General features: G+C 48.4%; 27 protein-coding genes, 1 tRNA gene, 3 pseudogenes and 1 riboswitch. Of the genes and pseudogenes, 25 read left to right on the top strand and 6 right to left on the bottom strand.

Annotated features, from left to right (window positions below):
* Positions 1 to 16: 16 nt before the first annotated feature.
* From argH to MKQ70_RS18950, 3 genes are all read left to right on the top strand, one after another.
* Complete coding sequence (argH, locus tag MKQ70_RS18960; RefSeq protein WP_248073433.1) at positions 17 to 1,276, top strand: argininosuccinate lyase; 1,260 nt, start codon at positions 17 to 19, stop codon at positions 1,274 to 1,276.
* Positions 1,277 to 1,394: 118 nt separating this feature from the next.
* Positions 1,395 to 1,976, top strand: a complete 582-nt coding sequence (locus tag MKQ70_RS18955) for a M60 family peptidase N-terminal accessory domain-containing protein (RefSeq protein WP_248073431.1) — start codon at positions 1,395 to 1,397, stop codon at positions 1,974 to 1,976.
* Complete coding sequence (locus tag MKQ70_RS18950) at positions 1,973 to 2,881, top strand: M60 family metallopeptidase (RefSeq protein ID WP_248073430.1); 909 nt, start codon at positions 1,973 to 1,975, stop codon at positions 2,879 to 2,881. Before MKQ70_RS18955 ends, MKQ70_RS18950 begins: the two co-directional genes overlap by 4 nt.
* Positions 2,882 to 2,921: 40 nt before the next feature.
* Here the strand turns inward: MKQ70_RS18950 and MKQ70_RS18945 are convergent, their stop codons facing one another.
* Entirely contained in the window at positions 2,922 to 4,331 is a 1,410-nt protein-coding gene (locus MKQ70_RS18945) for a TonB-dependent receptor (protein WP_248081481.1), read from the bottom strand.
* The gene (locus MKQ70_RS18940) at positions 4,226 to 5,299 is read right to left on the bottom strand and encodes a TonB-dependent receptor (protein WP_248073429.1); all 1,074 of its coding nucleotides are present in this window, start codon (positions 5,297 to 5,299) and stop codon (positions 4,226 to 4,228) included. Before MKQ70_RS18940 ends, MKQ70_RS18945 begins: the two co-directional genes overlap by 106 nt.
* A gap of 120 nt (positions 5,300 to 5,419) precedes the next feature.
* Positions 5,420 to 5,512, bottom strand: a riboswitch (TPP riboswitch).
* Positions 5,513 to 5,693: 181 nt separating this feature from the next.
* Between MKQ70_RS18940 and MKQ70_RS18935 the strand changes: the two genes are divergently transcribed.
* The 7 genes from MKQ70_RS18935 to MKQ70_RS18905 all read left to right on the top strand — a co-directional run bounded on the left by MKQ70_RS18935 (position 5,694) and on the right by MKQ70_RS18905 (position 9,947).
* Positions 5,694 to 6,089 carry a single-stranded DNA-binding protein gene (locus MKQ70_RS18935; RefSeq protein ID WP_248073428.1) on the top strand — a complete coding sequence of 132 codons (396 nt, stop codon included), beginning with the start codon at positions 5,694 to 5,696 and terminating at the stop codon, positions 6,087 to 6,089.
* A 380-nt stretch (positions 6,090 to 6,469) separates the two neighbouring features.
* Positions 6,470 to 6,541, top strand: a tRNA-Met gene (locus MKQ70_RS18930).
* Positions 6,542 to 6,663: 122 nt separating this feature from the next.
* Complete coding sequence (gene era / locus MKQ70_RS18925; protein ID WP_248073426.1) at positions 6,664 to 7,293, top strand: GTPase Era; 630 nt, start codon at positions 6,664 to 6,666, stop codon at positions 7,291 to 7,293.
* Positions 7,290 to 7,538, top strand: coding sequence for a KH domain-containing protein (locus tag MKQ70_RS18920; protein WP_248073423.1), 249 nt, complete (start codon positions 7,290 to 7,292; stop codon positions 7,536 to 7,538). The genes era and MKQ70_RS18920 overlap by 4 nt, the downstream gene beginning before the upstream one ends.
* A gap of 31 nt (positions 7,539 to 7,569) precedes the next feature.
* A complete protein-coding gene (der, locus tag MKQ70_RS18915) occupies positions 7,570 to 8,436 on the top strand; it encodes a ribosome biogenesis GTPase Der (protein WP_248073420.1) in 867 nt (288 codons plus the stop codon).
* Entirely contained in the window at positions 8,360 to 8,887 is a 528-nt protein-coding gene (locus tag MKQ70_RS18910; protein WP_248073417.1) for a GTP-binding protein, read from the top strand. The genes der and MKQ70_RS18910 overlap by 77 nt, the downstream gene beginning before the upstream one ends.
* A gap of 799 nt (positions 8,888 to 9,686) precedes the next feature.
* Complete coding sequence (locus tag MKQ70_RS18905) at positions 9,687 to 9,947, top strand: hypothetical protein (RefSeq protein ID WP_248073414.1); 261 nt, start codon at positions 9,687 to 9,689, stop codon at positions 9,945 to 9,947.
* Positions 9,948 to 10,024: 77 nt separating this feature from the next.
* On the opposite strand, the gene MKQ70_RS18900 is transcribed toward MKQ70_RS18905, so the two are convergent.
* Together MKQ70_RS18900 and MKQ70_RS18895 are read right to left on the bottom strand one after the other, a co-directional pair.
* Positions 10,025 to 10,324 carry a DUF8443 domain-containing protein gene (locus MKQ70_RS18900; RefSeq protein WP_248073411.1) on the bottom strand — a complete coding sequence of 100 codons (300 nt, stop codon included), beginning with the start codon at positions 10,322 to 10,324 and terminating at the stop codon, positions 10,025 to 10,027.
* Positions 10,325 to 10,329: 5 nt separating this feature from the next.
* Positions 10,330 to 11,607: a S41 family peptidase gene (locus MKQ70_RS18895; RefSeq protein WP_248073408.1), complete on the bottom strand. Its 1,278-nt coding sequence runs from the start codon at positions 11,605 to 11,607 to the stop codon at positions 10,330 to 10,332.
* A 157-nt stretch (positions 11,608 to 11,764) separates the two neighbouring features.
* Between MKQ70_RS18895 and MKQ70_RS18890 the strand changes: the two genes are divergently transcribed.
* From MKQ70_RS18890 to MKQ70_RS43290, 15 genes and pseudogenes are all read left to right on the top strand, one after another.
* Complete coding sequence (locus MKQ70_RS18890; RefSeq protein ID WP_248073406.1) at positions 11,765 to 12,106, top strand: hypothetical protein; 342 nt, start codon at positions 11,765 to 11,767, stop codon at positions 12,104 to 12,106.
* Positions 12,085 to 12,618 carry a hypothetical protein gene (locus MKQ70_RS18885; RefSeq protein WP_248073404.1) on the top strand — a complete coding sequence of 178 codons (534 nt, stop codon included), beginning with the start codon at positions 12,085 to 12,087 and terminating at the stop codon, positions 12,616 to 12,618. The genes MKQ70_RS18890 and MKQ70_RS18885 overlap by 22 nt, the downstream gene beginning before the upstream one ends.
* Positions 12,619 to 12,699: 81 nt before the next feature.
* Positions 12,700 to 13,512, top strand: coding sequence for an N-acetylmuramic acid 6-phosphate etherase (murQ, locus tag MKQ70_RS18880; protein WP_248073402.1), 813 nt, complete (start codon positions 12,700 to 12,702; stop codon positions 13,510 to 13,512).
* A 162-nt stretch (positions 13,513 to 13,674) separates the two neighbouring features.
* Entirely contained in the window at positions 13,675 to 14,238 is a 564-nt protein-coding gene (locus tag MKQ70_RS18875; RefSeq protein WP_248073400.1) for a hypothetical protein, read from the top strand.
* A gap of 180 nt (positions 14,239 to 14,418) precedes the next feature.
* Complete coding sequence (locus MKQ70_RS18870; RefSeq protein WP_248073399.1) at positions 14,419 to 15,105, top strand: succinate dehydrogenase cytochrome b subunit; 687 nt, start codon at positions 14,419 to 14,421, stop codon at positions 15,103 to 15,105.
* An 18-nt stretch (positions 15,106 to 15,123) separates the two neighbouring features.
* Positions 15,124 to 15,321 carry a hypothetical protein gene (locus MKQ70_RS18865; RefSeq protein WP_248073398.1) on the top strand — a complete coding sequence of 66 codons (198 nt, stop codon included), beginning with the start codon at positions 15,124 to 15,126 and terminating at the stop codon, positions 15,319 to 15,321.
* Complete coding sequence (locus tag MKQ70_RS18860) at positions 15,314 to 16,162, top strand: FAD-binding protein (RefSeq protein ID WP_308199076.1); 849 nt, start codon at positions 15,314 to 15,316, stop codon at positions 16,160 to 16,162. The genes MKQ70_RS18865 and MKQ70_RS18860 overlap by 8 nt, the downstream gene beginning before the upstream one ends.
* Positions 16,114 to 16,446, top strand: a pseudogene (locus tag MKQ70_RS42400) (FAD-binding protein); the annotation flags it as partial. The gene MKQ70_RS18860 and the pseudogene MKQ70_RS42400, both read left to right, overlap by 49 nt.
* Positions 16,447 to 16,710: 264 nt before the next feature.
* Positions 16,711 to 17,096, top strand: a pseudogene (locus MKQ70_RS42395) (hypothetical protein).
* 67 nt (positions 17,097 to 17,163) lie between these two features.
* Complete coding sequence (locus MKQ70_RS18845) at positions 17,164 to 17,913, top strand: succinate dehydrogenase/fumarate reductase iron-sulfur subunit (RefSeq protein WP_248073393.1); 750 nt, start codon at positions 17,164 to 17,166, stop codon at positions 17,911 to 17,913.
* Between the two features lie 49 nt (positions 17,914 to 17,962).
* Positions 17,963 to 19,434 (top strand): annotated as a pseudogene (locus tag MKQ70_RS18835) (S9 family peptidase).
* Positions 19,370 to 20,170: a prolyl oligopeptidase family serine peptidase gene (locus tag MKQ70_RS18830; RefSeq protein ID WP_248073386.1), complete on the top strand. Its 801-nt coding sequence runs from the start codon at positions 19,370 to 19,372 to the stop codon at positions 20,168 to 20,170. The pseudogene MKQ70_RS18835 and the gene MKQ70_RS18830 overlap by 65 nt, the downstream one beginning before the upstream one ends.
* A 156-nt stretch (positions 20,171 to 20,326) precedes the next feature.
* Positions 20,327 to 21,148 carry a mechanosensitive ion channel family protein gene (locus MKQ70_RS18825; RefSeq protein WP_248073383.1) on the top strand — a complete coding sequence of 274 codons (822 nt, stop codon included), beginning with the start codon at positions 20,327 to 20,329 and terminating at the stop codon, positions 21,146 to 21,148.
* Positions 21,149 to 21,266: 118 nt separating this feature from the next.
* Positions 21,267 to 22,829 carry an ATP-binding cassette domain-containing protein gene (locus MKQ70_RS18820; RefSeq protein ID WP_248073380.1) on the top strand — a complete coding sequence of 521 codons (1,563 nt, stop codon included), beginning with the start codon at positions 21,267 to 21,269 and terminating at the stop codon, positions 22,827 to 22,829.
* Positions 22,775 to 22,906 carry a hypothetical protein gene (locus MKQ70_RS43290; protein ID WP_282456600.1) on the top strand — a complete coding sequence of 44 codons (132 nt, stop codon included), beginning with the start codon at positions 22,775 to 22,777 and terminating at the stop codon, positions 22,904 to 22,906. The genes MKQ70_RS18820 and MKQ70_RS43290 overlap by 55 nt, the downstream gene beginning before the upstream one ends.
* Before the next feature lie 66 nt (positions 22,907 to 22,972).
* On the opposite strand, the gene MKQ70_RS18815 is transcribed toward MKQ70_RS43290, so the two are convergent.
* Both MKQ70_RS18815 and MKQ70_RS18810 read right to left on the bottom strand, forming a co-directional pair.
* The gene (locus MKQ70_RS18815) at positions 22,973 to 23,365 is read right to left on the bottom strand and encodes a response regulator (RefSeq protein WP_248073377.1); all 393 of its coding nucleotides are present in this window, start codon (positions 23,363 to 23,365) and stop codon (positions 22,973 to 22,975) included.
* 356 nt (positions 23,366 to 23,721) lie between these two features.
* Positions 23,722 to 24,690, bottom strand: coding sequence for a DUF8428 domain-containing protein (locus MKQ70_RS18810; RefSeq protein WP_248073375.1), 969 nt, complete (start codon positions 24,688 to 24,690; stop codon positions 23,722 to 23,724).
* Positions 24,691 to 24,862 lie beyond the last annotated feature (172 nt).

Below are 24,862 nucleotides of genomic sequence, written 5' to 3'. Positions count from 1 at the left end.
TAGGAAAAGACCAGAAATGGACACCTACCTGGCCCCCTTCGACGTGCTGGGTTCACTGGCGCATATCGCCATGCTGCAATCCATCAATTTGCTGGAGAGAGACGAGCTGACGGTATTGCAGCAGGAACTGAAAAACATCTACAAAGAAATAACCAGCGGCGATTTTAAACTGGAAGAAGGGGTAGAAGATATTCACTCCCAGGTAGAATTGCTGCTTACCCGCAGGCTGGGTGAAGTTGGTAAAAAGATACACAGCGGCCGCTCGCGGAACGACCAGGTTTTGGTAGACCTGAAGTTGTTCCTGCGCCATGAACTGGAAGTGCTGGTGGCAGAAGTGAAGTCGCTCTTCGATTTATTACAGCAACAGAGTGAGGCGTATAAAGACCACCTGCTGCCGGGTTATACGCATCTGCAAATCGCGATGCCTTCTTCTTTCGGCCTCTGGTTCGGTGCTTATGCAGAAAGCCTGGTCGATGACCTGACGGTGTTGCAGGGCGCTTATAAAACGGTGAATAAAAACCCGCTTGGTTCCGCAGCAGGGTATGGTTCTTCGTTCCCGCTGAACCGTACCATGACCACGCAGTTGCTGGGTTTCGAGGACCTCAATTACAATGTGGTGTACGCACAGATGGGCCGCGGTAAAACCGAAAAGATCGTGGCATTCGCCTTATCCGGTATCGCAGCTACATTGTCGAAAATGGCGATGGATGCCTGTATGTTCATGAACCAGAACTTCGGTTTTATTGGCTTCCCGGACGAGCTGACGACGGGGTCGAGCATTATGCCGCATAAAAAGAACCCGGACGTTTGGGAGCTGATCCGCTCGCATTGCAACAAACTACAGGCGCTGCCGAACGAAGTGGCTATGATGACGGTAAACCTGCCATCCGGCTACCACCGTGATTTACAGCTGTTAAAAGAAAGCCTGTTCCCGGCATTCGGTACGCTTACGTCCTGCATCCGTATGGCAAAGCTCATGATCGAAAACATCAAGGTAAAAGAAAACATCCTGCAGGATGAAAAGTATAAATATCTTTTTAGTGTGGAAGTCGTGAATAACCTGGTACTGGAAGGTTTGCCGTTCCGTGAGGCCTATAAAAAAGTGGGACTCGATATCGAAAACGGATCTTTTACCACCGGTACTAAAGTGAATCATACACACGAAGGCAGCATCGGTAACTTGTGTACTGCGCAGATCAAAGGCATGATGGATAAAGTACTGGCAGATTTTAATTTCGATAAAGTGAATAAAGCCGTGGAGGCCTTGCTGGCTTAGGTTTATACTAAAATGTTAAAAAGACCGCTCCGTACATGGGCGGTCTTTTTTGTTTGCGTATTTATGTGCTATATTACTTTATCAATACTTTACTATGCCATCTAAATTTATGTTGACCTTGCCGTTATTATTAGCGGTTATTTCGCTTCGGGCGCAGTCCCCGGAAACCCTTGTCGTTACGCCGGAAAAACCTTTGCTGGCAAAGGACACCACGATCCGGAAACAGGTTATTGCTTGGAGTAAGGCGCAACAGGGCAGCCAGCAAAACAAACAAATCAAGGCGCATCCTTCCGCGCGTATTTTCCCTGGAGATGTAAAAGCCGGCGCGAAGCCCGTTACTACCACTGTTTGGATAAAGCATGAACCGATTAGCAGTCAGTTGCAGCCTATTGCTGATCGATTGCTATTCTCTAATCCGGGGTTACCGACGATGTATAGCACCGGTCTGTATGCCGCGCCGGGTGCGGAAGTTATCATTACGTTGCCTGACTCTTTGCAAAACCGTGCATTGGCCGTTTGCATCGGTGCGCACACCGACGAATTATACCAATGGGGTGCTGAAAACGAGGACTGGCGACGCATGCCGGCGATCACGAAGATGCAGCACATCAAAGGGAAGGAATTGAAAATCGCTTCTCCGTTCGGGGGCTGGTGTATATACTTGCTGCACGGGATGCAAAAGCGTTTACCAGCCCGGTGAAGATCAGCGGTGCAATTGCCGCGCCCTGGTTCAAACTCGGCGAAACCACGACCGAACATTGGCAGGCCATGCTCCGCGATAATAAAGCGCCCTGGGGAGAACTGGCTTCTCCCAATCTTATCATCACCATTCCGGATAGCGTGATGCAGCAAATCAAAGATCCCATCGCCGTCATGAAATTGTGGGAAACCATCATCCAGGGCGAAATGGAACTGGCGCAACTGCCGCAACCATTTTACCGCGCACAGCGGCTGGTGCTCGACGAACATATGTGTGCCGGCGCGATGCACAGCGGTTACCCGATCATGATCCATCACTCTCCTTCGCAACGCATGATCAGCGCCGATGTAATTGCCGATCCGAGAAAGTTGCTCACGCCAAGTAAAGGGGGCGCCAACTGGGGTTTCTTTCATGAGCTGGGGCACAATATGCAGAACTACGATCTTGTATTCGATGGCACTACCGAAGTAAGTTGTAATTTCTTTTCGCTGTACATGTTCGACCGCCTGATGGGCGGCCGCGATGGTGCGCATGAAGGCGTTTCTAATGAAGCGACTATGCGGCTGACAAAGCGATACTATGACAACGGTGCGCGTTACGAAGACTGGGTACAGGAACCTTTCCTGGGGTTAATTATGTTCCGCCAGCTGCAGGAAGCGTTTGGCTGGGAAACATTTAAAGCGTTTTTCCGTAGCTATCACGAAGCAGCATTGGCCTCGCCGGAATTGAGAGACATGACACAGCCGGAGAAACGTGATATGTTCGTGATCAACTTCTCAAAGGCGGCCAAACGTAACCTCGTACCGTTTTTTATGAAGTGGGGGATCCCGGCAAGCGGCTATGCTGCCGGACAGGTAGGTGATCTGAAAACATGGATGCCGTATAATTTTCCACCGGCTAATTAAAATAAAAGAGGCCGTCCTTGTTGGGACGGCCGTGTAGTTTTTATAAGACTGTATGGTTAGAAACTGATGTGTACACCCCCATGATATTAAAGCCGGCCATGGGCAGGTAATAATTTTCGGTAGTGAGTTGTCCGCCTGCAATATAGCTGAACGTATAACCGTTGGGAACATACATTTTGTTAAACACGTTGTTCAGCATCAACTGTAATCCCAGTTCTTTCAGCAGGTTTTGCGGAACCGTGTAGTTGAGGCGTACATCTTGCGTGTAATAGCCGTCCAGGCTGCGGTTTTTGTTCGATGTATTGTCGAGGTACTGGCGGCTTACATATTTGCCTAACAGGTCAATATTAAGACCTTTAACAGGTTTTACAGTAAAGGTGTAGCCCGCAGTTACGCCAGGGGAGAAGGAGATGTCCGTTTCGCCATGTGACTCGATCTTCTGTCCGCCGTTATCATAATCATCAATATACTCAGAGAAGTTTTTGATCCTGTTGCGGCTCAGTGCAATGTTGGCGGCTACATCCACGTAGTTGCCAAGTTTCACGCTGCCCTGCAGTTCCAGCCCTAAACGATAGCTTTCCGGGATGTTGGTGCGCGTGTAGGCGCCTACATCATTTACCTTACCGGTCAGTACCAGCTGGTTTTTGTAGTTCATGTAATACACATTCGCCTGCACTGCGGCACGCTGACCGGTATACACATAGCCGGCTTCCAGGTTGCGGAGCGTTTCGTGTTTGGGTGTTTGTCCTACGCCTGCCTCAAAATCATCGCGGTTGGGCTCCTTATTACCGATAGCGAATGAAGCGTAAGCATACTGCCGATTGTCGACATGGTAAGTAACACCCACTTTCGGGTTAAAGAAATCGTATTTATTATCCTGCCTTACCGTCGGATTTTTACGGAAGCCATTGAGGTCGTAACCTACATGGCGATACTGCATATCTGCAAAGATGCTCAGCTTCTCAATAGGGGAGTATTCTCCTTTCCAGTAAACGTTTACATCGGTTTTGGTGGCGTCGAGATCATACCATTTATAGTCTTTGTCGATGCCGCCGTTTTCTGCCCAGATGATTTTACCATAGTGTTTGCCGTCGTATTTATTCCAGCCGCCGCCAAGGCTCCAGTTGAATTTTTTCATGGTGTGATTGATGGAGAATACGCCGCCATAAAAGTAGTTGTCGAGCCACAGCTGGCGAACCATGTCGGTTTCAGTAGTGTTTACGTCCGGATTGGGCAGGCCAAAATTCGCGTAGGGATCATCTGCCACGTAAATCTCATAGTAGCCTTTACCGCGTGTAAGATGTGCTGCAACGTTAAAATTCAGGTTGCTGTTAATGGACTGATTCAGAAACAACTGGTAGTGTGTTTGCTGATAATTATCGGTTTCGTTATCGTACGGAGTGCCGGGCTTTTCGGTACCGCTGGAGTTGTAGGTACGGTTGTTGGCCAGGGTAGCAGAGTCAATACCGTTCCATGCCTGGTAGGTTTTTTCCTTACCCCGAAAACATTCAGGCGGATCGCGGTTTTCTTCGCAATGTAAGCGGCCGAAGTATAAAAAGATTGCAGGTCGGACGATGCCCTGTCGATATAACCATCAGAGGTGATTTTGGAAAGACGGGCGTCTACGGTGAAGTGCTCGTTCAGCAGCCCGGTGCCGGCTTTCACGGTGTGTTTCCAGCTGTTAAAGGAACCGAAGCTGTTATCTACTTCAGCATATGCTTTTTCGTTGAATGTGTTGGTGCTGAGGTTCAGCGTAGCGCCGAACGCGCCTGCGCCATTCGTGGAGGTGCCCACACCGCGCTGCATCTGGATGCTGTTTACAGAAGATGCGAAGTCGGGCATATTCACGAAAAAGGTGCCCTGTGATTCAGCGTCATTGATCGGAATGCCGTTCACGGTGATATTAACGCGGGTTACATCCGATCCGCGTACGCGGAAGTTGGTGTAACCGATGCCAGCGCCGGCGTCGGAGTTGGTTACTACGCCGGGTAACTGGTTCAGCAGGATCGGTAAATCCTGTCCCAGGTTTTGCTTTTTGATATCCTCCGCGTTGAGCGAAGATTTCGTGAAAGGTGCGGTAGACCTGGCGCGGAGACTGCTGATCTCAACGGGAGTCACGAACAGGCCCGTTTCTTCCAGGGCGATGTCGGCGGAGTTTTGTCCCGCGCTGAGGCTGATGGAAGCCTTATAGGTGCTGAAGCCGAGGTAGCTGGCCTGGATAGTATAGTTGCCCGGTTCGCGCAAGGTGATACGGAAAGAGCCATTGCTACTGGTCAGGGATCCGTTGGAGAGAATGGTTACGGACGCGCCTTCGATGGGGCGGCCGGTAGATTTGTTGGTAACAGTACCGGTGACGGTTACCTGTGCCTGTGCCGCGGCTGTGATGAACAGCAGTGCCAGGAGCATGAAATTTTTCATCTGTGTGCCTGTTTTTTAGCATCAATAAATCACATGTAATACTTCTCTGCGTGAGCAGGCAGCATTACATAAAGCATGTACCTGTGTACATGGCAACTATCAAAAAATAACAGGTAAGGAAAAACGTTCTCCTACCTTTCCTAAACAGCATTACCTGGTCAGGTTCAACGGGTCTGATCTCAGCCTGATAGTAAGGCACCCCGAGGTGAAACGGCAGCGATCCGCTGCCTTGCCGGCTGGTTGTTTAAGCCGGTTTCCATTACAAAGGTAGTGTGCTGCAAATAAAAAGAGCAAAAAATATTTTGCTGCTTTTGAGAAATACGTAACTTCATTATCCCCACCGCAAAAACAAAAGCCCGATTTTTTATTCGTTAACCTAAAATCAGATCAAACTATGATCAAATTCCAGATGATTGGGCATTTGGGGCAGAATGCCGTTTCCAAAGAAGTAAATGGTAAGCAGGTGTTGAACTTCACGGTAGCTTACAATGAGCGCTTTAAAGATGCGCAGGGTATGCAGCGCGAACGTACGGTTTGGGCGGATTGTGCCTTGTGGGGGCAGCCGAACATCGGCCCGTATTTAACGCAGGGGCAGCAGGTATTTGTCGAAGGCGCCCCACGGGTAGAATCGTATACCGATCGTGAAGGCAAGCCCGGCGCTTCTTTGCGGGTACTGGTGAGCAAGTGCAAGCTGCTGGGATCAGCGCGCAAAGACAATGCGGAAGGTGTGGCAGCGCCGGAAGAATCCGTGGCGTATGGGCCGCAAACGGCAGATGATTTGCCGTTTTAAAATGGTGGAATGACGGCTGCAACATGGCAGCCTGAACACTATTGCCGGATCGTTACTGCGGGCCGGCAATAGTGTTTGTGGTTTTGTGTGTAGATGGATTGTCTGCCGTTACGGCTGGTAATAGCGTCTGTATATCGCATAGATTTTTATAAGATGAGCCCCCTCAACCTCACCTCTGGCACGATCTTTCCCGTATAGTACCGCGCCGGCAGTAATATAAAATCTACTGTTGTGTAGGCTCGTTAATTATTGTAAAGTTTTTTCATCATCTGAAACCCTTTGTAATTAAGGTTTTCGGGAGAATGCAAACAAATGCTGCAAGTTTTTTCTGAAATAAAGATTTGGCAGCAATGAAAATTAGCCTACATTTGCATCCACATTGCGAGGTAGAGCAGAGGTAGCTCGTCGGGCTCATAACCCGAAGGTCAGGGGTTCGAATCCTCTCCTCGCTACAAGAAAACAAAAAAGCCGAACTTGTTTCGGCTTTTTTGTTTTGGGTCGATAGCCGGATATTTGCATCACTGTTAGCCCCCTCATCCGTTTCATCTACCCAATAAATTTAAACACCAACACCATGCACCGCGCAGGATTTGTAAACATATTCGGTAAGCCCAATGCTGGGAAAAGCACGCTGCTCAACGCGCTGCTAGGGGAGAAGCTGGCTATAGTGTCGCCCAAGGTGCAAACCACGCGCCACCGGATCACTGCTGTAGTTACCGAACCCGGCTACCAGATCGTGTTTTCCGACACACCTGGCATCATCGATCCAAAATACAAACTGCACGAAAGAATGATGGGCGCCGTTAAATCGGCCCTGGAAGATAGTGACGTGGCGTTGCTGATGCTCGATCCCCGCGACAACGTGGAAGAAAGTCTGGAGATGTTCGATGCGCTTAAACTTAAGGCGCCCAACATTATCCTGCTCATCAATAAAATGGATGTGCTTTCAAAAGAGGAGATCGAAGCACTGCTCGAAAGATGCAAAAATTGGGGCCGTGCGAAAGCTGTGATTACTATTTCTGCCATGCAGAAAAAAGGTCTCAAGGAACTGAAAGAAACGATCGTTTCATTCCTGCCCGAAAGCGAGCCGTTTTACCCGGAAGATACATTGACCGACCGCTCCACCCGCTTCTTTGTTGCGGAGATGGTGCGCGAAAAATATTTCACCTGTACGATGAGGAGATCCCTTATCACACAGCCGTGATCGTTACGCAGTTCCAGGAAAAAGATACCCTTACTAAAATCACCGCGGAAATCATCGTTACCCGCGAAACGCAGAAAGCGATCATTCTTGGTGAAAAGGGAAAATCTATCCGTGAACTGGGAACGCAGGCACGTAAAGACATTGAAGAGTTCATCGGACGTAAAGTGTTCCTCGAACTGTTCGTGAAAGTGCGCAATAAATGGCGCGACAATGACACGTATTTGAAAGAGTACGGATTTAGCTGATTAACTGAAAAAAATTAAAAAGAGAAATACCATGGCTGGTTTTACTGTAGCTATTGTGGGTCGTCCGAACGTGGGTAAATCTACGCTGTTCAACCGTTTGCTGGAACAACGCAAAGCGATCGTTGATGATTTCAGCGGCGTTACGCGCGACAGGCAATACGGCGTTGCCGACTGGAATGGCAAAACATTTAACGTAATTGATACGGGCGGTTTTGTGACCGGCAGCGACGACATATTTGAACGCGAAATCCGCAAACAGGTGATCGTGGCCATGAATGAGGCCAATGTCATCCTCTTCATGTGCGATGTAACCACTGGTATCACCGACCTCGATGCGAGCATGGCCGAACAGCTGCGCCGTACATCAAAGCCGGTATATGTAGTCGTGAACAAAGTAGATAACGGCGAACGCCTGCTGGATGCTACTGAGTTCTATAGCCTCGGTTTCGAACATACTTTTTTCCTTTCGTCCATCACCGGCAGCGGTACCGGCGAACTGCTCGACGATGTAGTAACGCACTACACCGACGAAATGGATGAGGTGTCAAAAGAAGAAGAAGGCATTCCGAAAATCGCGATCATTGGTCAGCCTAACGTTGGTAAATCCTCGCTGCTGAATGCTTTGGTGGGAGAGGAGCGTAACATCGTTTCCGATCTTGCAGGTACTACACGCGATACTATTCACACCCGCTACAAACTCTTCCAGAAAGATTTTATATTGATCGATACCGCAGGTATCCGTCGTAAATCAAGGTACACGAAGACTGGAGTTTTACTCCGTGATCCGCGCTATCCGCGCGATGGACGAGGCCGATGTATGTATGCTGCTGCTCGACGCCGAAAAAGGCATTACCGCGCAGGACCTGAGCATCTTCAGCCTGGCTGCCCGCAAAGGTAAAGGCATCGTGGTGCTGGTAAATAAATGGGACCTTATCGATGAAAAGGCTACCAACAGTGCCCGTGATTACGAGAAAGAGCTGAAGAACAGGATGGCGCCGTTCGTGGACGTGCCCATTATCTTCACTTCCGTTCCGGACAAGCAACGTATTTTCAAAGCAATTGAAGTAGCGTTGCAGGTAGCTGAGAACCGCACCAAAAAGATACCTACTTCCAAGCTGAACGACGTGATGCTCAAAGCGATAGAAACGTATAAACCACCTGTGGTACGCGGTACGCCTATCAAAATAAAATATGTAACGCAATTGCCCACATATACACCCGCTTTCGCATTTTTTGCCAACCTGCCGGATGATATTAAGCAACCCTACAAAAATTACCTGGAAAACCAACTGCGCAGCCACTTTGATTTCCAGGGAGTTCCGGTGAAAATCTTCTTTAGAAAGAAGTAAAATAGGGCAAAAAAGTACTTATTATATTTTTTGATGCTTTGTAATATCAAAAAAGCGATAGCTTTGCGTCGATTTAAACCTAAAAATCAACATGAAAAAATTATTCGTACTCGCAATCGCAGCTGGTCTGTTCGCAGCTTGCAACAACGCTTCTACTCCTTCTGGCGACACTACTCACGTAGATTCTCCTGCTGTAGCTGCTCCTTCTGAGCCTGTTGCTGCTCCTGTTGACACTAACGCTGTTGTTGGCGACACTACCGGTGTTGACACAACTGCTCACCACTAATCAAGAAAATCGTACTAACGATACATTTCTTGCAAGAAGTAATTCCCCTTCGCCCTGCGGAGGGGTTTTTTTATGCAGATAAATGAACTTAATCTGTATGTAGCTTTTGTATCATCACCATGCTCTTCTTCCGTCTCAAACCCATATAACACGAAAATAACACGCCCCTTAACCCCTTGATCCCGACCTCCTTAAACCCCCTGTAATCCGCCACAGACAAAGGATAATATCGTATTTGGTATTTTCTGCATATTATTGTGGCGAATATAAAACCGAGGCATATTTCCTAACTATACACCTAACGGCCGCACGGCGGTCATTAAAACCGAATCCCTATGAACCGTACTAATTCTTTCGAGTACGCTATGAACGTATGGCTCACCGCCTTTGGACTCACTCCCTGATTTACATGGCTTTAATGCTTGTCAGAGGTGTTAACGTGACCAGCGAACTGTCGCTGCTGTTCGTGGCACTGGCATTTATCTGGGTACACTGTTCTCCATTCCGGGCTGGGTGCTGCTTTATTTTTCTACCCGCTGGCTGAACGCCCGCTACAGCAATCCTTTCACCATCAAGGCTATTCTTTTGGTGTTGGGTGTTGTGTACGCCTATGTGCCCTTTTTCCTGATTTCTTTGAGCTCTGGTAACATGTCGCCGGATTCTTTCAACTTCTGGATTTATGGCTCGTACATATTGGCTATTGAAGGCTGTATTATCTTCTACGATCTTAAGCCGGACGCGGCCCACGCCCCGGTCAAAGAATCTTTATCTTAGTAAAAGAAAAAGGAGAAACGATCACCGTTTCTCCTTTTTTTTATGTGGATGTACTTACTTGCTCTTCTTCAATTCATCTACCGCTTTTTGATCACCTGGTCACTGCTGTTGCTCACCTGGTAAAACCCTTCCGCTCTCCACAACTGTCTGGCAAACATCGCTTTTAACCTGGTTTTGATTTCCGGTTCGTCGTGCGCTGTAATCGACAGCACTTTGATATTATCCTTTGCTGCATAGTCCAGGAAGGTTTTGTACAGTTGCGGTGTGATGCTAAAGCCGTTGGCAAATTCTTCCGGCGTTTTATACCGATCAAATTCTGCCCGGTGGCCGATGTAGTAGTTATATACGAAGTCGGAGAACGTGGTGCGGGTGTACAATTCGGTCAGCGCTGCGGAATACCGGAGGTATCGAACGGAATGAATATATCCGGGGTGATGCCGCCGCCGCCATATACAACACGGTGTTTATTTTTGGTGTAGTACTTAACGGTGTCGTATACGCGGATGCTGTCGCCGTTCAGGAACTCGCCATGGTTGTAACGTTCGGTGAGATCTTCGTCGTAAGCATCGCGACCGTCTTTGTAAGACTTCTGGATGCTGCGGTCGGAAGGCAGGTAGTACCGTGCAATGGTCAGGCGTAAAGTGCCTCCGTTGCTCAGTTCAAACGGTTCCTGCACCAGTCCTTTACCAAAGGTGCGCCTGCCTACGATCACGCCGCGGTCATAGTCCTGTACTGCACCGGCCAGGATTTCGGAGGCGGAGGCGGAGCCTTCATCTACCAGGATGGCCAGCGGTCCTTTCTCGAATGAGCCGGGTTTCTGGGTTTTGTAATCCTGGCGGGGATATGCTTTACCCTGCGTATACACGATGATCTGGCGGTCTTCCAGCAGTTCGTCGGCAATACGGGTAGCTGCATCGAGCAGGCCGCCACTGTTCTGACGCAGATCGAGAATCAGGCTGGTCATGCCTTGCTGGGTCAGTTTGCGGATAGCGGCTACAAACTCGTCGTAACTGGTTTCCGAAAACTTGTTCAGCTTAATATAACCAGTGCCGGGCGCCACCATGTACGATGCGTCTACGCTCAGCAGGGGAATCAGTCCTCTTTTAATGGTGATATCTTTCAGCTGCCCGTCGCGCAACATAGTCGCTTTCACTTTACTGCCGTTCGGTCCACGCAGCAGTTTGCGGATATTATCGTTCGTAATCTTTTTACCTGCGATGAGGGAGTCATTGACCCTGATGATTTTATCACCGGTGATTACACCTGCTTCGGCAGATGGTCCGCCGGGAATTACACCGGCCACGTTCACGGTATCATTGGTAATGTTGAACTCTACGCCAATCCCTTCAAAATTACCCTGCAGGTCTTCGTTCACCGATTGTACCTGTGCAGGTGGTATATATATGGAGTGTGGGTCGAGGTGGCTCAGCATGCCTTCGATGGCTTCCTGCTGGATATCGTTTACATCAAGTGTATCTACATAGTTGAATTTCAACAGGTCCAGTACCTCCTGCAGCGCGGCACGGTTGTTTGGCCTGAAAAATATGCTGGACTCGCTGTTCCGGGCGACCGGCATCTTATGACCTAAAAACATTCCCAGTGCTAATACAATCGCAAATAACAAGGGTAAGAATACGTTCAACTTCCTGTTGTTCGGCATATAATCTCTAATTAACCGGCTAAGTTTGGTTCCTGATAGTGGTGTTATAATTTGCTTTAGTGAAGGCGTTTTCCTTAACTTGTGACAAAAATAGCATATTCACGAGCAAAACATCATCCATTCATCTTATTTAATTTCCTAAATATAACCAAAAGGTATGCCTGCAAACATGAAGCTGATAGCAGACAGTGGATCGACTAAAACCGAATGGTGCCTGTTAAACGGAGAAGAACCTGCGACATATCATACCCAGGGCGTCAGCCCCTATTTCCGTGACCTTGAACAGATTACGGCCATTTTCCGGGATGAATTATTGCCGCAGTTACCGGCCGGTACGGCTGTTCATGCGGTGCATTTCTATGGCACCGGATGCGCGAGCCCGGTTAATGCAGACAAGGTACTGAAAGCCTTGCAGGCGGTATTTTCGCAGGCTGCCTGCGAAGTGCAGCACGACCTGATGGGCGCCGCGCGCGGATTATGCGGTCGCGCCCCGGTATAGCCAGCATCCCGGGTACCGGTTCCAACTCCTGTTATTACGACGGGACCGACATTATCAGCAATAACCCCGGACTGGGCTACGTTTTGGGTGATGAGGGCAGCGGCACCTTTCTTGGAAAGAAAGTACTTCAATATTATTTATATAAGACATTCGACGATGAACTGCGGTTTCGCTTTGAACAAAAATTTAATGTGACCAAAGATGATATCCTCGACAACGTATACAGGAAGCCACTTCCGAACCGCTACCTGGCGTCGTTTGCCATCTTCCTCGCAGAGAACCGCGGACATTTCATGATCGAGAATATATTGGAGGATGGGTTGAACGAGTTTTTTTTCAATCATATATATAAGTATCGTGAAAGCTGGACCGTACCTTTGCACTTTACGGGCAGCATAGCCTGGTACTATAAAGATGTAATCGAAGAGTTGTGCCAGCTGTACGAGTTGCAGTTGGGAAAAATAATGAAAGGTCCTATGGCCGGTTTGGTGCATTATCACCAGGAAATTTAGCTGACCGGCAAACTATTTGATATCAATCCATATAATAAAAAAGGGCCGGGGAAAGCTAACCCGGGTCACGCATTGTCCAACATGGAATTTAAAAAAGTTACTGAACAGCCGTCTGTTTACCGGCACCTCGAAAAAATGAGTGTTTCGGAGTTATTGAAAAACATCAATAAAGAAGATAAAACTGTGCCTGATGCTGTAGAAGCTGCGTTACCGCAGATCGAGCACCTGGTGGCAGCAGTTTCCGATAAAATGCTTTCGGGAGGCCGTTTGTTTTACCTGGGCGCCGGTACCAGCGGCCGTCTTGGTATTGTAGACGCGTCTGAATGTCCGCCCACCTTCGGTGTTCCGCACGGACTGGTGATCGGACTTATTGCGGGCGGCGATTCTGCCATCCGCAAGGCGGTCGAGTTTGCCGAAGATAGCCGCGAGCAGGGCTGGGCAGACCTTACACAATATAGCATTACCGATAAAGATGTAGTGATAGGCATTGCCGCCAGCGGCACCACGCCATATGTGATCAACGCCCTGCGCGAATGCCGCAAACGTGGCATCGTTACCGGCAGCATTTCCTGCAACCCCGGTTCCCCGGTATCTGCCGAAGCCGATTTTCCCATCGAAGTGGTGGTGGGCCCCGAATTCGTAACCGGCAGTACCCGTATGAAAAGTGGCACCGCGCAGAAGCTGGTGCTCAACATGATTTCTACTGCTGTCATGGTGCAATTGGGCAGGGTAGAGGATAACAAAATGGTGAACATGCAGTTGAGTAACGAGAAGCTGGTAGACCGTGGCATTAAAATGCTGATGGAGCGCCTGGAAATGGAAGATTACGAAGCCGCCAAAGCCCTGTTGTTAGAACATGGCAGTGTGAAAAAGGCAGTGGAAGCCGTTCGCTAAATGACTGTTAAAATATTCGTCGTGGCATTGCGCAGCATCCGCTGTTGCAATGCCACGCTGGTTTTCAGCAGATTATTTTAAAGAAAAACTCCACTTTTTCAAATCTTTTAATCATGGCATTTTAATTAATTTGCCTGTAATAACCGGTATTTTATTTATAATATGCACGAGATAGAACCCTTTTATAACTGGCGACATTTATACACTGCGGAAGAAGATGAGCAGTCGCCGTTTTACGGACGTGAGTATAGCGAATTTGAATTTTCAAATACCGTATATAACTACTATATCCATCCGCAGTGGGACGATTTCGGCGCACCGAATCTGTATATGAAGATTTTGTTTGCTGATTACCAGTACAATTACGCTATTATCGAAATGATCGGCGAATGGAACGATGCCATCGAAAACAATATTGAAACATTGAAGCGCGAGATCGTTGATGTACTGATCGCCCGCGGCATCTATAAGTTTATCCTCATTACAGAAAATGTACTCAACTTCTTTTCCTCTGATGATTGTTATTACGAGGAATGGTGGGATGATATTAAAGACGAAGGTGGTTGGGTGGTAGCGATAAATATGCCGCAGCAAACCCGCGAAGAATTTGAGCGTTCGCGGCTCACTAATTATATTCATTTATTAGATAATGCGAAGTGGCGGACTTTCCAGCCGCAGCATTTGTTTACCTCGGTAGATAACTGGATGATGAAGAGGCTCGAGTAGGGCCTTTTTCCTTTTATGTTGATAATCAACCCCAACGCTAGTGAACAATCGCGAGTTATCCCCGTTATTATACAGTCATTTGGTGATAAATATCATTTGCTTTTAATTTTTCCTGCTTTAAATTTGCCCGAACATTTCAAATATTCAAAATTAATCTAAAGGGAGCTTAGAACTTATCTTATGAAATGGTCACAATTCTTTAATACTTCTATTGGTAAGAAGTTATTAGTAGGTGCAACGGGTTTTTTCCTGTGCAGTTTCGTGATTGTTCACCTGGCTGGTAACATATCACTGCTGTACAACGACAGAGGAGAGAGCTTTAACGCCTACGCCACGTTTATGAGCCACAACGGGCTGATCCAGTTTATAGCCTGGGGCCTGAAGGTGGTAATCCTGTTGCATGCTGTATTGGCTATACAGCTCACATTCAAAAACATCGCCGCCCGTCCCGTGAAATACGCGGTAAAGCCGGGCAACAAAACTTCTTCCTGGTTCAGCCGTCAGATGGCGTTCATGGGAAGCATTCTCTTTATCTTCCCGGTAGTGCACCTTGCACAATTCTGGTGGGCCATGCACTATGGTACAAACGTTCCGGTAGTTACTTACGAGGGCAGTGCCCACGAGTACCGCGACCTTTACCTGGTAGTGCAGGAGGCTTTTAAAATGCCCGTGAACGTAATCATATACGTGCTGGGTATGATTGGCCTGTCTTTCCACCTGATCCACGGCTTTAAAAGCGCCTGCCAGACTTTCGGCCTTAATCACAAAAAGTACAACGGTATTATCAACTTCGTGGGCGTATGGCTCTTCGGCATCGTTATTCCTGTCGGCTTTGCCCTGATCCCGGTAGTTATTTACTTCAAATAAGAAAGAAAAGAAGAAGATATGTTGAACGCAAACATTCCTGCTGGTGCGCTCGAAACCAAATGGAGCAAATATAAAAGCACCGTTAAGCTGGTTAACCCGGCTAACAAGCGTAAAATTGAAATCATTGTAGTAGGTACCGGTCTTGCCGGCGCCTCTGCTGCAGCTTCTCTGGCAGAACTGGGTTACAAGGTGAAAGCCTTTTACTTCCGTGGATAGTCCCCGCCGTGCGCACAGTATTGCTGCACAGGGTGGTATCAATGCCGCTAAAAACTACCAGAACGATGGCGACTCTGTGTTTCGCCTGTTTTATGATACTGTAAAAGGTGGTGATTACCGCGCCCGTGAGGGTAACGTATACCGCCTGGCCGAAGTGAGCGCCAGCATTATTGACCAGTGTGTGGCCCAGGGTGTTCCCTTTGCCCGCGAATATGGCGGATTGCTGAGTAACCGTTCTTTCGGTGGTACCCAGGTACAACGTACCTTCTACGCTGCCGGTCAAACCGGTCAGCAACTGCTGCTGGGCGCTTACTCCGCCTTCCAGCGCCAGGTAGCACTGGGCAACATTAAAGCCTACAGCCGCCACGAAATGCTGGACGTAGTAAAAGTAGACGGTAAGGCCCGCGGCATCATTGCCCGCGACCTGGTTTCCGGTAAACTGGAACGTCACTTCGGCCATGCCGTACTGCTTTGCACCGGTGGTTATGGTAACGTGTTCTTCCTGTCTACCAACGCCATGGGTTCTAACGTAACGGCTGCCTGGAAAGCACACAAACGTGGCGCTTATTTCGGTAACCCCTGCTTCACGCAGATCCACCCGACCTGTATCCCGGTTTCCGGCGATCACCAGTCAAAACTGACCCTGATGTCTGAGTCGCTCCGTAACGACGGCCGCATCTGGGTGCCTAAAAACAAAACGACGAGCGTAAAGCTTCCGATATTCCTGAAGACGAAAGGGATTACTACCTGGAAAGAAGGTACCCTGCCTTCGGTAACCTCGTACCGCGCGACGTGGCCTCCCGTGCTGCGAAAGAGCGTTGCGATGCCGGTTACGGTGTAGGTGCTTCCAAACTGGCGGTTTACCTCGATTATGCCGAAGCAATTGAGCGTTACGGTAAGATCGAAGTGGGTAAACGCGGCCTGGAAAACGTTTCCAAAGAAGAAATTATCCGCCTGGGTAAAGAAGTAGTAAAGGAAAAGTACGGTAACCTCTTCGACATGTATGCGAAGATCACCGGCGAAAACCCTTACGAAACACCAATGCGTATCTATCCTGCCGTACACTATACCATGGGCGGCCTTTGGGTGGATTATGAACTGATGACCACCGTTCCCGGTCTGTACTGCCTCGGCGAAGCCAACTTCTCCGATCACGGTGCAAACCGCCTGGGTGCATCTGCACTCATGCAGGGCCTGGCCGATGGTTACTTCGTAATTCCTTACACGATCGGTAACTACCTGGCAGACGATATCCAGACCAAAGCTATTCCAACCAGCCACCCTGCGTTCGAAGAAGCGGAGAATAATGTGAAAGCAACACTGCAGCAGTTTATCAACATCAACGGTAAACACTCGGTAGACCACTTCCACAAGGCACTCGGTAAAATCATGTGGGATAAATGCGGTATGGCGCGTAACGAACAGGGACTGACAGAAGCCATCAAAGAAATTCAGGCACTGCGTGCAGAATTCTGGAAAGATGTGCGTGTTCCCGGTACGGTAGACGAATTCAACCTGGAGCTGGAGAAAGCTGGCCGTGTAGCCGACTTCCGGAACTGGGTGAGCTGATGTGCCGCGATGCCCTCAACCGTAAAGAATCCTGTGGTGGCCACTTCCGCGAGGAGTCACAAACACCGGACGGCGAGGCAAAACGCGACGATGAAAACTTCTCTTACGTAGCGGCATGGGAGTACAAAGGCGAAAGCAACTTCGAGCTGCACAAAGAAAAACTGGAGTTTGAAATTGTACATCCGACCCAGCGTAACTACAAATAATCAAGCTCTGATAAGGAAATAAAATTAGGCCGGATAACACCAGCCATCACATATAACGATTATAGTCATGAATCTTACTCTTAAAGTTTGGCGTCAGAAAAATGCGAATGACAAGGGGCACTTTGAGTCCTTCCCGGTGTCTGATGTGTCTAAAGACATGTCATTCCCGGAGATGTTCGACGTATTGAACGAGCGTTTGATCAATGAAGGGAAAGAACCCATCGCATTTGACCACGATTGCCGCGAAGGTATCTGTGGTATGTGCTCTATGTATATCAACGGCCGTGCACATGGTCCGTGGGACGAAACAACTACCTGCCAGCTGCATATGCGCGCCTATAACGATGGCGACACCATTACCGTAGAACCCTGGAGAGCGGGTGCTTTCCCGGTGATCAAAGATCTGGCGGTAGATCGTCGCTCGTTCGACCGCATCATTGAAGCAGGAGGGTACATTTCCGTAAACACGGGTAACGCGGTAGATGCGAATGCTATTCCCATCAACAAAACAGATGCGGATGCGGCGTTTGCAGCAGCAGCCTGTATCGGTTGCGGTGCCTGCGTAGCAGCTTGTAAAAACTCTTCGGCGATGCTGTTCGTTTCTGCGAAAGTATCTCAGCTGGCATTACTGCCACAGGGTCATCCGGAGCGTAAAGAGCGTGCGCTGAACATGGTTGCGCAGATGGATAAAGAAGGTTTTGGTAGCTGTACCAACACCGGTGCCTGTGAAGCGGAGTGTCCCAAAGGTATCTCGCTTACCAATATAGCCCGCCTCAACCGCGAATTTATCGGTGCAGGTTTCAGCAAAGAAGATTAATCATCCTGATAAAAGAGAAAGGCTCCGGGACCTCCCCGGGGCTTTTTTTATGTCCGGTAGCGCCATATGCTGGGTAATCGCTATATTTAACTATCCCAAAATTTGCTCTATGAGACATTACCACGTGGGGCTATTTGCCCTCGCAATTGCTGCATGTCAGCCTAAACAAGGTAAAAAAGCGGAAAATATGAATACGAACGAAGCATGGATTAATATTAAAGCGCCGCAGGCCGAGAAGATCCCGAAAGAGATGACTATTCACGGCGACAAGCGCATAGATGATTATTACTGGCTGAACGAAAGAGAAAATCCAAAGGTGATCGCTTATCTCGAGGCAGAAAACAAGTACCGGATACGGTGCTTGCATCCACCGCCGGATTACGCGAAAAGCTGTTCGATGAAATGAAGGCCAGGATCAAGGAAGAAGATGAAAGCGTGCCTTATTTCGAGAATGGCTATTACTATTACACCCGCTTCGAAAAGGGCCGGGAATACCCGATTTACTGCCGTAAAAAGGAGGGAGAAAAGTCAGCCGAAGAAGTGATGTTGAACGTGAACGAACTGGCGGCAGGCCACGAGTTTTACCAGCTGGCGCATTTCGAGGTGAGTCCCGACAATAAACTGGTGTTATTTGCCGTAGATACGGTGAGCCGCCGCCGTTATACCTTATATATCAAAAACCTGGAAACAGGGGAGATTTACAAGGATGCGATCCCAGATACTGATGGCGATGGCGTGTGGGCTGCGGACAATAAAACGATCTTCTTTACGCGTAAAAATCCCACTACGCTGCGTGCGGAAAAGATCTTCAAGTATAGGTTGGGCGAGGACCCTAAAAACATCAGACAGGTATATTTTGAAAAAGATGAAACCTTTGATGCGGGTGTGTATAAAACGAAATCGCGCAAGTATATCGTGATTTCGAGCAGCAGCACTTTGTCGGACGAGTATCGTATCCTGGATGCCAGCCAGCCGGACGGGGAATTTAAAGTCTTTCATCCCCGCGAAAAAGACATGTTGTACGACATTGATCACAAGGACGATAAATTTTACGTACGCACGAACTGGCAGGCAAAAAACTTCAGGTTGATGGAATGCCCGCTCGACAAAACCACCCGCGATAACTGGAAAGAAGTGCAACCGAACCGCGATGATGTGTTGCTCGAAGGCATAGAACTGTTCAAAGATTTCATGGTGCTGAGCGAGCGTAAATATGGCTTAACACAGGTGCGTGTGATCAACAGCAAAAACAACCAGGAATACTACCTCGATTTCGGGGAAGCGGCGTATGTGGCTTATCCTTCTGTAAACCCGGAGTTTAACACGAATGTATTGCGTTACAGCTATGCATCTATGACCACGCCCAATTCTACCTACGATTACAACATGGACACGAAAACGAAGGAATTGAAGAAGCGCCGGGGAAGTGCTGGGCGGCTACAGGCCAGAGGATTACGTGACCGAACGGATATATGCCACGGTGCGCGACAGCGTAAAAGTGCCTGTATCCATCGTGTATAAAAAAGGATTTGAGAAGAATGGGCAGGCGCCGTTGTTGCTGTATGGATACGGCTCTTACGGTGCTTCGATGGACCCTGGCTTCAGCAGTAACCGTATCAGCCTGTTGAACCGTGGTTTCGCCTTTGCGATTGCGCATATTCGCGGTGGTGAAGAAATGGGCCGGCAATGGTATGAAGATGGAAAGATGTTCAAAAAGAAGAACACATTTTATGATTTTATCGACTGTGCGGAATACCTGCTGAAAAACAAATATACCAGCAAAGAGCATCTCTATGCCATGGGCGGCAGTGCCGGCGGGTTGCTGATGGGCGCGGTGGTAAATATGCGCCCGGATTTATGGCGCGGTGTAATTGCAGCGGTGCCTTTCGTGGATGTAGTGACCACGATGCTGGACGAAAGCATCCCGCTTACGACAGGTGAATTTGACGAATGGGGTAATCCGAAAAATAAGGACAGCTACGAATATATGAAGTCCTATTCCCCCTACGATAACGTAGAGAAAAAGGCGTATCCGAATATGCTGGTGACGACTGGTTTGCATGATTCGCAGGTGCAGTATTTTGAGCCGGCGAAGTGGGTGGCGAAGTTGCGCGAAATGAAAACCGATCAGAACGTGCTGTTGATGCATACTAATATGGAAGCCGGCCATGGTGGCGCTTCGGGGAGGTTTAAGGCATTGAAGGACGTGGCGTTGCAGTATGGATTTTTGTTGTTTTTAGAAGGCATTAAAAAGTAGTTACATCACAAAAAATAAATGGAAGCCACTGTCCCGCACAGTGGCTTTCATGTTCCCCGCCTGCGGAGAAATCACCACCGTTCAGCCCGCCCTTCACAGGTAATTCCCACCGGCACGCCCTTTGTTCCCTTCTACGCGGCTAACCAAATCAGGCATATGAATTTCGTCAACGTAGAAACTTTCTGGAATAACCTCTTGGCATGGGCAGGCAGATTCGCTCCCACATTGATAGGGGCAATTATAGTATTGGTACTAGGCTTTTTGATCATCCGCTGGCTCGATCGTATCATGACCCGCATGATGACGCGCAGGGATACGCATAATTCCCTGCAAACCTTCCTCAAAAGTGTGGTCAGCATCGGTTTAAAGATTTTATTGATCATATCCGTGGCCGGTATGCTCGGCTTTCAAACCACTACGTTCGCCGCGGTAATCGCTGCCGCCGGCCTGGCTATTGGTCTGGCCTTACAGGGCAGCCTGGCGAACCTGGCCGGGGGCGTACTGATATTACTGTTCAAGCCGTTTAAAGTGGGCGACCTGGTCACTATACAGGGCATTACGGGCATTGTGAAGGAAATCCAGATATTCAGCACCATTCTGACCACTGGCGACGGTAAAGTGGCGATCCTGCCCAACGGGGCCGTGTCTAATGGCACCATTATCAACTCCAGCCGTAGCGGCCACCTCCGCATCGATGTAGTTGTTAAAATGTCGGCGAACGACAACTTTACCCGGGTGCGGGACATCATCAAAACTACCCTGGAACAGGATAAACGCATCAAAAACGATCCTCCGCCGGAGGTATCGATTATCGATTTCGACGGGGACTTCATGAACATATTTGTACGGCCGTTCGTGGATATGGAAGATTACTGGCCCGTTTATTACGATATTCACCAGAAAATACAACAGGCGCTGCTGGCCAATGGCATGAAAGCGCCGGTTAGTACTAAACTGGCGCCCCAGCAGGCCTGGTAATGACCATCAGTCTTGGTATTAGGTATTACTATTTTAAGGAATGTATTTGATGCGCCAACTAATTGGAAAGCTTCTAATCTATCCGTAACTTTGCGGCTTCAAAATTTGCAGTTTCAGCATGATCAGCGTAAGAAATGTATCATTGTCATACGGAAAAAGAGTTCTGTTCGACGAAGTAAACCTGAACTTTACCAAGGGTAACTGTTACGGCGTGATCGGCGCCAACGGGGCCGGTAAATCTACCTTCCTGAAGATCCTTTCAGGTGAAATTGAGCCTAATAAGGGCACGGTGGAAATTACCCCCGGTGAGCGCATGTCCGTGCTGAAGCAGAACCACTTTGAATTTGATGAGATCACCCTGCTCAACACGGTGCTCATGGGTAATAAAAAACTCTGGGAAATCGCAAAAGAGCGCGATGAAATATATGCCAAAGCCGACTTCACCGAAGAAGACGGTATGCGTGCAGGTGAACTGGAGGCCGAGTATGGCGAAATGGGCGGTTATACCGCCGAAAGCGATGCCGGTGTAATGCTGGGCGACCTGGGTGTGAAAGAGGAAATGCACAATGTGCTGATGAAAGATGTTCCCGGTTCGTTAAAAGTACGTGTACTCCTTGCACAGGCACTGTTCGGTAACCCGGACATCCTGCTGCTCGATGAGCCTACGAATGACCTGGACGTGGAAACCATCGGCTGGCTGGAGAACTTCCTGGCCGACTACCAGAATATCGTGATCGTGGTTTCCCACGACCGTCACTTCCTGGATGCCGTTTGTACGCACGTGGCCGATGTGGACCGCGCTAAAATCAAAATCTTCTCCGGTAACTATACTTTCTGGTACGAATCCAGCCAGTTGATTGCCCGTCAGCTTTCTGACAAAAACAAGAAGATGGAAGATAAGCGCAAAGACCTCATGGACTTCATCGCCCGGTTCAGCGCCAACGCCTCTAAAAGTAAACAGGCTACTTCCCGTAAAAAGGCTTTGGATAAACTGGTAATCGAAGAAATCGAACCTTCCAACCGTAAATATCCGGGTATCATCTTCAAGCAGCTGCGCGAAGTAGGTAACCAGATCCTGAACGTAGAGAAGCTGGAGAAATCTGTAGATGGCCGCCCATTGTTTAAAGACGTTACGTTCTCTGTGAACAAAGGCGATAAGATCGCTTTCCTGTCTAAAAACCATGTGATCCTGTCTACCTTCTTCGAAATTATCAATGGCGAAGACCAGGCAGATGGCGGTAAGTTCGAATGGGGTACCACGGTTACCAAAGCGTACCTGCCGAACGACAACTCCGAATTCTTCAAAAGCGACTACAACCTGATGGATTGGCTGCGCCAGTACGTTCCTCCGCATGTAACGGATGCGGACGAGCCTTTCCTGCGTGGGTTCCTTGGTAAAATGCTGTTCAGCGGCGACGATATCGCGAAAAAAACGACGGTATTGAGCGGTGGTGAAAAAGTGCGTTGCATGACTTCCCGCATGATGCTGCAGGACCCGAACGTGGTAATCCTCGATGAGCCGACCAACCACCGGACCTGGAAAGCATCCAGTCTTTCAACGAAAGCATGGTTAACTTTAAAGGTATTGTGTTGTTCACCACGCATGACCATACGTTCATGCAGTCGGTGGCCAACCGCATCATCGAAATTACACCGAAAGGTATTATCGACAGGCTCATGACGTTCGACGAGTACCTGGCCGACGATCGCGTGAAAGCACTGCGCGAAGAAATGTACGGCACCGGTGTAATGGCATAACGACAATAACAAGGCAAGCATAACAAATGAAAAAGGAGCTGTAAAAGGCTCCTTTTTCATTTGTCGTTATAAGTACGATTCTATCAGCTTTAGTTTGGAATGATCCAGCGGTTTGGTGATGTAAGCATTCAGTTCCGGTGTTTTGCGCACCTTTTCCATATCCGCTATGTTCAAAGAGGACGAGCACATGATAATCGGTACCTGTTCGCGCAGCTCGGGCTGCAGCTCACGGTAAGCCTCAATAAAATCCCATCCATTCATGCGTTGCATGTTCATATCCAGCAAGATAAGCCTGGGTAACTCTGCCGGCGCACCATTCAACTCCTCTATCGCTTCTTCCGCGCATAAAAAAGAAGTAATGGCCACGTCCCAGCCTTGCAATCCGAACATCTTTTTTACGATAAAGTGAAACACCTCATCGTCATCAATCACATACACACGCTTAGGCGCATTATTCATACGGTTAAAATACTTTACAGGAACACTTAGCAAACAAATTGTTGTATCAGGTCGTGCTTATTTTAATGGCCGGTAAACGCTTTCCAATGACCGGGTTAGTGAAAGTAGCATAGGTTAATTCCTGAATCCGGAACAAAGATTAACATTTTTTATTTATTTCATATGTAAATTTATTCGAATAACTTTTTATTAACAGGGCATCATGATAAGGTTGTGCAGGTAAATGTAGATGGGATAAGGGATTGGTCGCTGCCTTCAGGAATGTGGGCTGTGGATAAAAACTACACGGGCGGAAATAAAACAGGCTATCGCAAGATGCAATAGCCTGTTTTTGCTTGCCGGATTAAATTTCTTATCTAGAAAATGCCGCCTTTTTTCAGCGTCACTTTACCGGAACCGATTTTGTAACCGTCGTGGTAAATTTCTACCGCGTAGTCACCTATTTTGAAGTCGGAGTTTTGTTTCCAGTCCATGGATACCAGCTGTTTTTCACCGGTGGTGTACGACACGCTTTTCTTCACCGTGTACAGTTTTTCGGTACCATCTTCCAGCGTGAAACGACCGGAGCCCAGTGCTTCCACTGCCAGCGGAGAACCGTCGGGGGCAGTGATGGCAACGTAAATTTCTTTGGTGCCGCTGGGCGCAATGCGGTTATCATCCAGGTCGAAAGAAACGCGCATCATATCTGCACGTTTGGCTTTGGAAGTTTCTACTTCCTTGCCGTTCTTTTTCAGGTTGATAGGCAGGAGTTTGATGTTGGAGGCATGCAGTACAGAACCCAGGTCCACCTTACGGTTCAGGCTATCTTTAATGATGCCTACGGAGTCTCTTTCTTTACGTGCATAATCTCTTTCGCCGGTGATCACGATCTTCTCACCTTCCAGTCTTTCAATGGTCGCTTTGTAGTTTTCAACGCTGGATTTCAGCTGTTCGATGAGCCTGCGGGCTTCCGCCAGTTCGGCCTGGGTAGCGTTTTTGTTAGAGAGGATGGAGGAGATGCGCGCTTTCATGTCAGACAGTTCTTTATCCTTGGTTTTCACCAGGCTGTCCATGCGGCTGTTTTCTGTTACCAGGTCGTCGAGGCGCGCATTGGTGGCCTCAAATTCCTGTTGCAGTTCGTTGCGGGCAGTAGAAACGGAGTCGTATGCTACGTCTTTCTGCGCCAGCACTTCACGGCTTTTATTGTTAGCATACCACATGTATCCCCATGTGCCTACCAACGCGGCGATCAATACGCCATAAATGATGCCGTTTTTACTGTTGCTCTTAGGTTTTTCAGGTCCGGTCGGATTAGGCGTACCGGTATTAAAGGTGTTTTCCGCCATAGTGTTGTCGTTTTTATTTTTGATTGTTATATGGGTAAAATTTTCTTGATTTTTGTGACTCAGATTTAACTGGTCATTTTTAAACGCTTCCTATCGTGCTTCAAAACGTCGCCCTCGATCAATTGTTACTGCTTGATATAGAAACCGTGCCTTTGGAGGCCGATTATGATCA

The organism is Chitinophaga sedimenti, assembly GCF_023156195.1.
GTDB classification, from domain to species: Bacteria; Bacteroidota; Bacteroidia; order Chitinophagales; family Chitinophagaceae; genus Chitinophaga; species Chitinophaga sedimenti.
This window is presented reverse-complemented; position numbering and strand designations above follow the sequence as displayed.

Excerpts from the sequence above, each read along its gene's own strand:
- argH (WP_248073433.1), top strand. The coding sequence starts at position 17 with ATGGACACCTACCTGGCCCCCTTCGACGTGCTGGGTTCACTGGCGCAT.
- MKQ70_RS18940 (WP_248073429.1), bottom strand. The coding sequence starts at position 5,299 with ATGAAAAATTTCATGCTCCTGGCACTGCTGTTCATCACAGCCGCGGCA.
- MKQ70_RS18935 (WP_248073428.1), top strand. The coding sequence starts at position 5,694 with ATGATCAAATTCCAGATGATTGGGCATTTGGGGCAGAATGCCGTTTCC.
- era (WP_248073426.1), top strand. The coding sequence starts at position 6,664 with ATGCACCGCGCAGGATTTGTAAACATATTCGGTAAGCCCAATGCTGGG.
- der (WP_248073420.1), top strand. The coding sequence starts at position 7,570 with ATGGCTGGTTTTACTGTAGCTATTGTGGGTCGTCCGAACGTGGGTAAA.
- MKQ70_RS18910 (WP_248073417.1), top strand. The coding sequence starts at position 8,360 with ATGCTGCTGCTCGACGCCGAAAAAGGCATTACCGCGCAGGACCTGAGC.
- MKQ70_RS18895 (WP_248073408.1), bottom strand. The coding sequence starts at position 11,607 with ATGCCGAACAACAGGAAGTTGAACGTATTCTTACCCTTGTTATTTGCG.
- MKQ70_RS18890 (WP_248073406.1), top strand. The coding sequence starts at position 11,765 with ATGCCTGCAAACATGAAGCTGATAGCAGACAGTGGATCGACTAAAACC.
- MKQ70_RS18885 (WP_248073404.1), top strand. The coding sequence starts at position 12,085 with ATGCGGTCGCGCCCCGGTATAGCCAGCATCCCGGGTACCGGTTCCAAC.
- murQ (WP_248073402.1), top strand. The coding sequence starts at position 12,700 with ATGGAATTTAAAAAAGTTACTGAACAGCCGTCTGTTTACCGGCACCTC.
- MKQ70_RS18875 (WP_248073400.1), top strand. The coding sequence starts at position 13,675 with ATGCACGAGATAGAACCCTTTTATAACTGGCGACATTTATACACTGCG.
- MKQ70_RS18870 (WP_248073399.1), top strand. The coding sequence starts at position 14,419 with ATGAAATGGTCACAATTCTTTAATACTTCTATTGGTAAGAAGTTATTA.
- MKQ70_RS18865 (WP_248073398.1), top strand. The coding sequence starts at position 15,124 with ATGTTGAACGCAAACATTCCTGCTGGTGCGCTCGAAACCAAATGGAGC.
- MKQ70_RS18845 (WP_248073393.1), top strand. The coding sequence starts at position 17,164 with ATGAATCTTACTCTTAAAGTTTGGCGTCAGAAAAATGCGAATGACAAG.
- MKQ70_RS18825 (WP_248073383.1), top strand. The coding sequence starts at position 20,327 with ATGAATTTCGTCAACGTAGAAACTTTCTGGAATAACCTCTTGGCATGG.
- MKQ70_RS18820 (WP_248073380.1), top strand. The coding sequence starts at position 21,267 with ATGATCAGCGTAAGAAATGTATCATTGTCATACGGAAAAAGAGTTCTG.
- MKQ70_RS18815 (WP_248073377.1), bottom strand. The coding sequence starts at position 23,365 with ATGAATAATGCGCCTAAGCGTGTGTATGTGATTGATGACGATGAGGTG.
- MKQ70_RS18810 (WP_248073375.1), bottom strand. The coding sequence starts at position 24,690 with ATGGCGGAAAACACCTTTAATACCGGTACGCCTAATCCGACCGGACCT.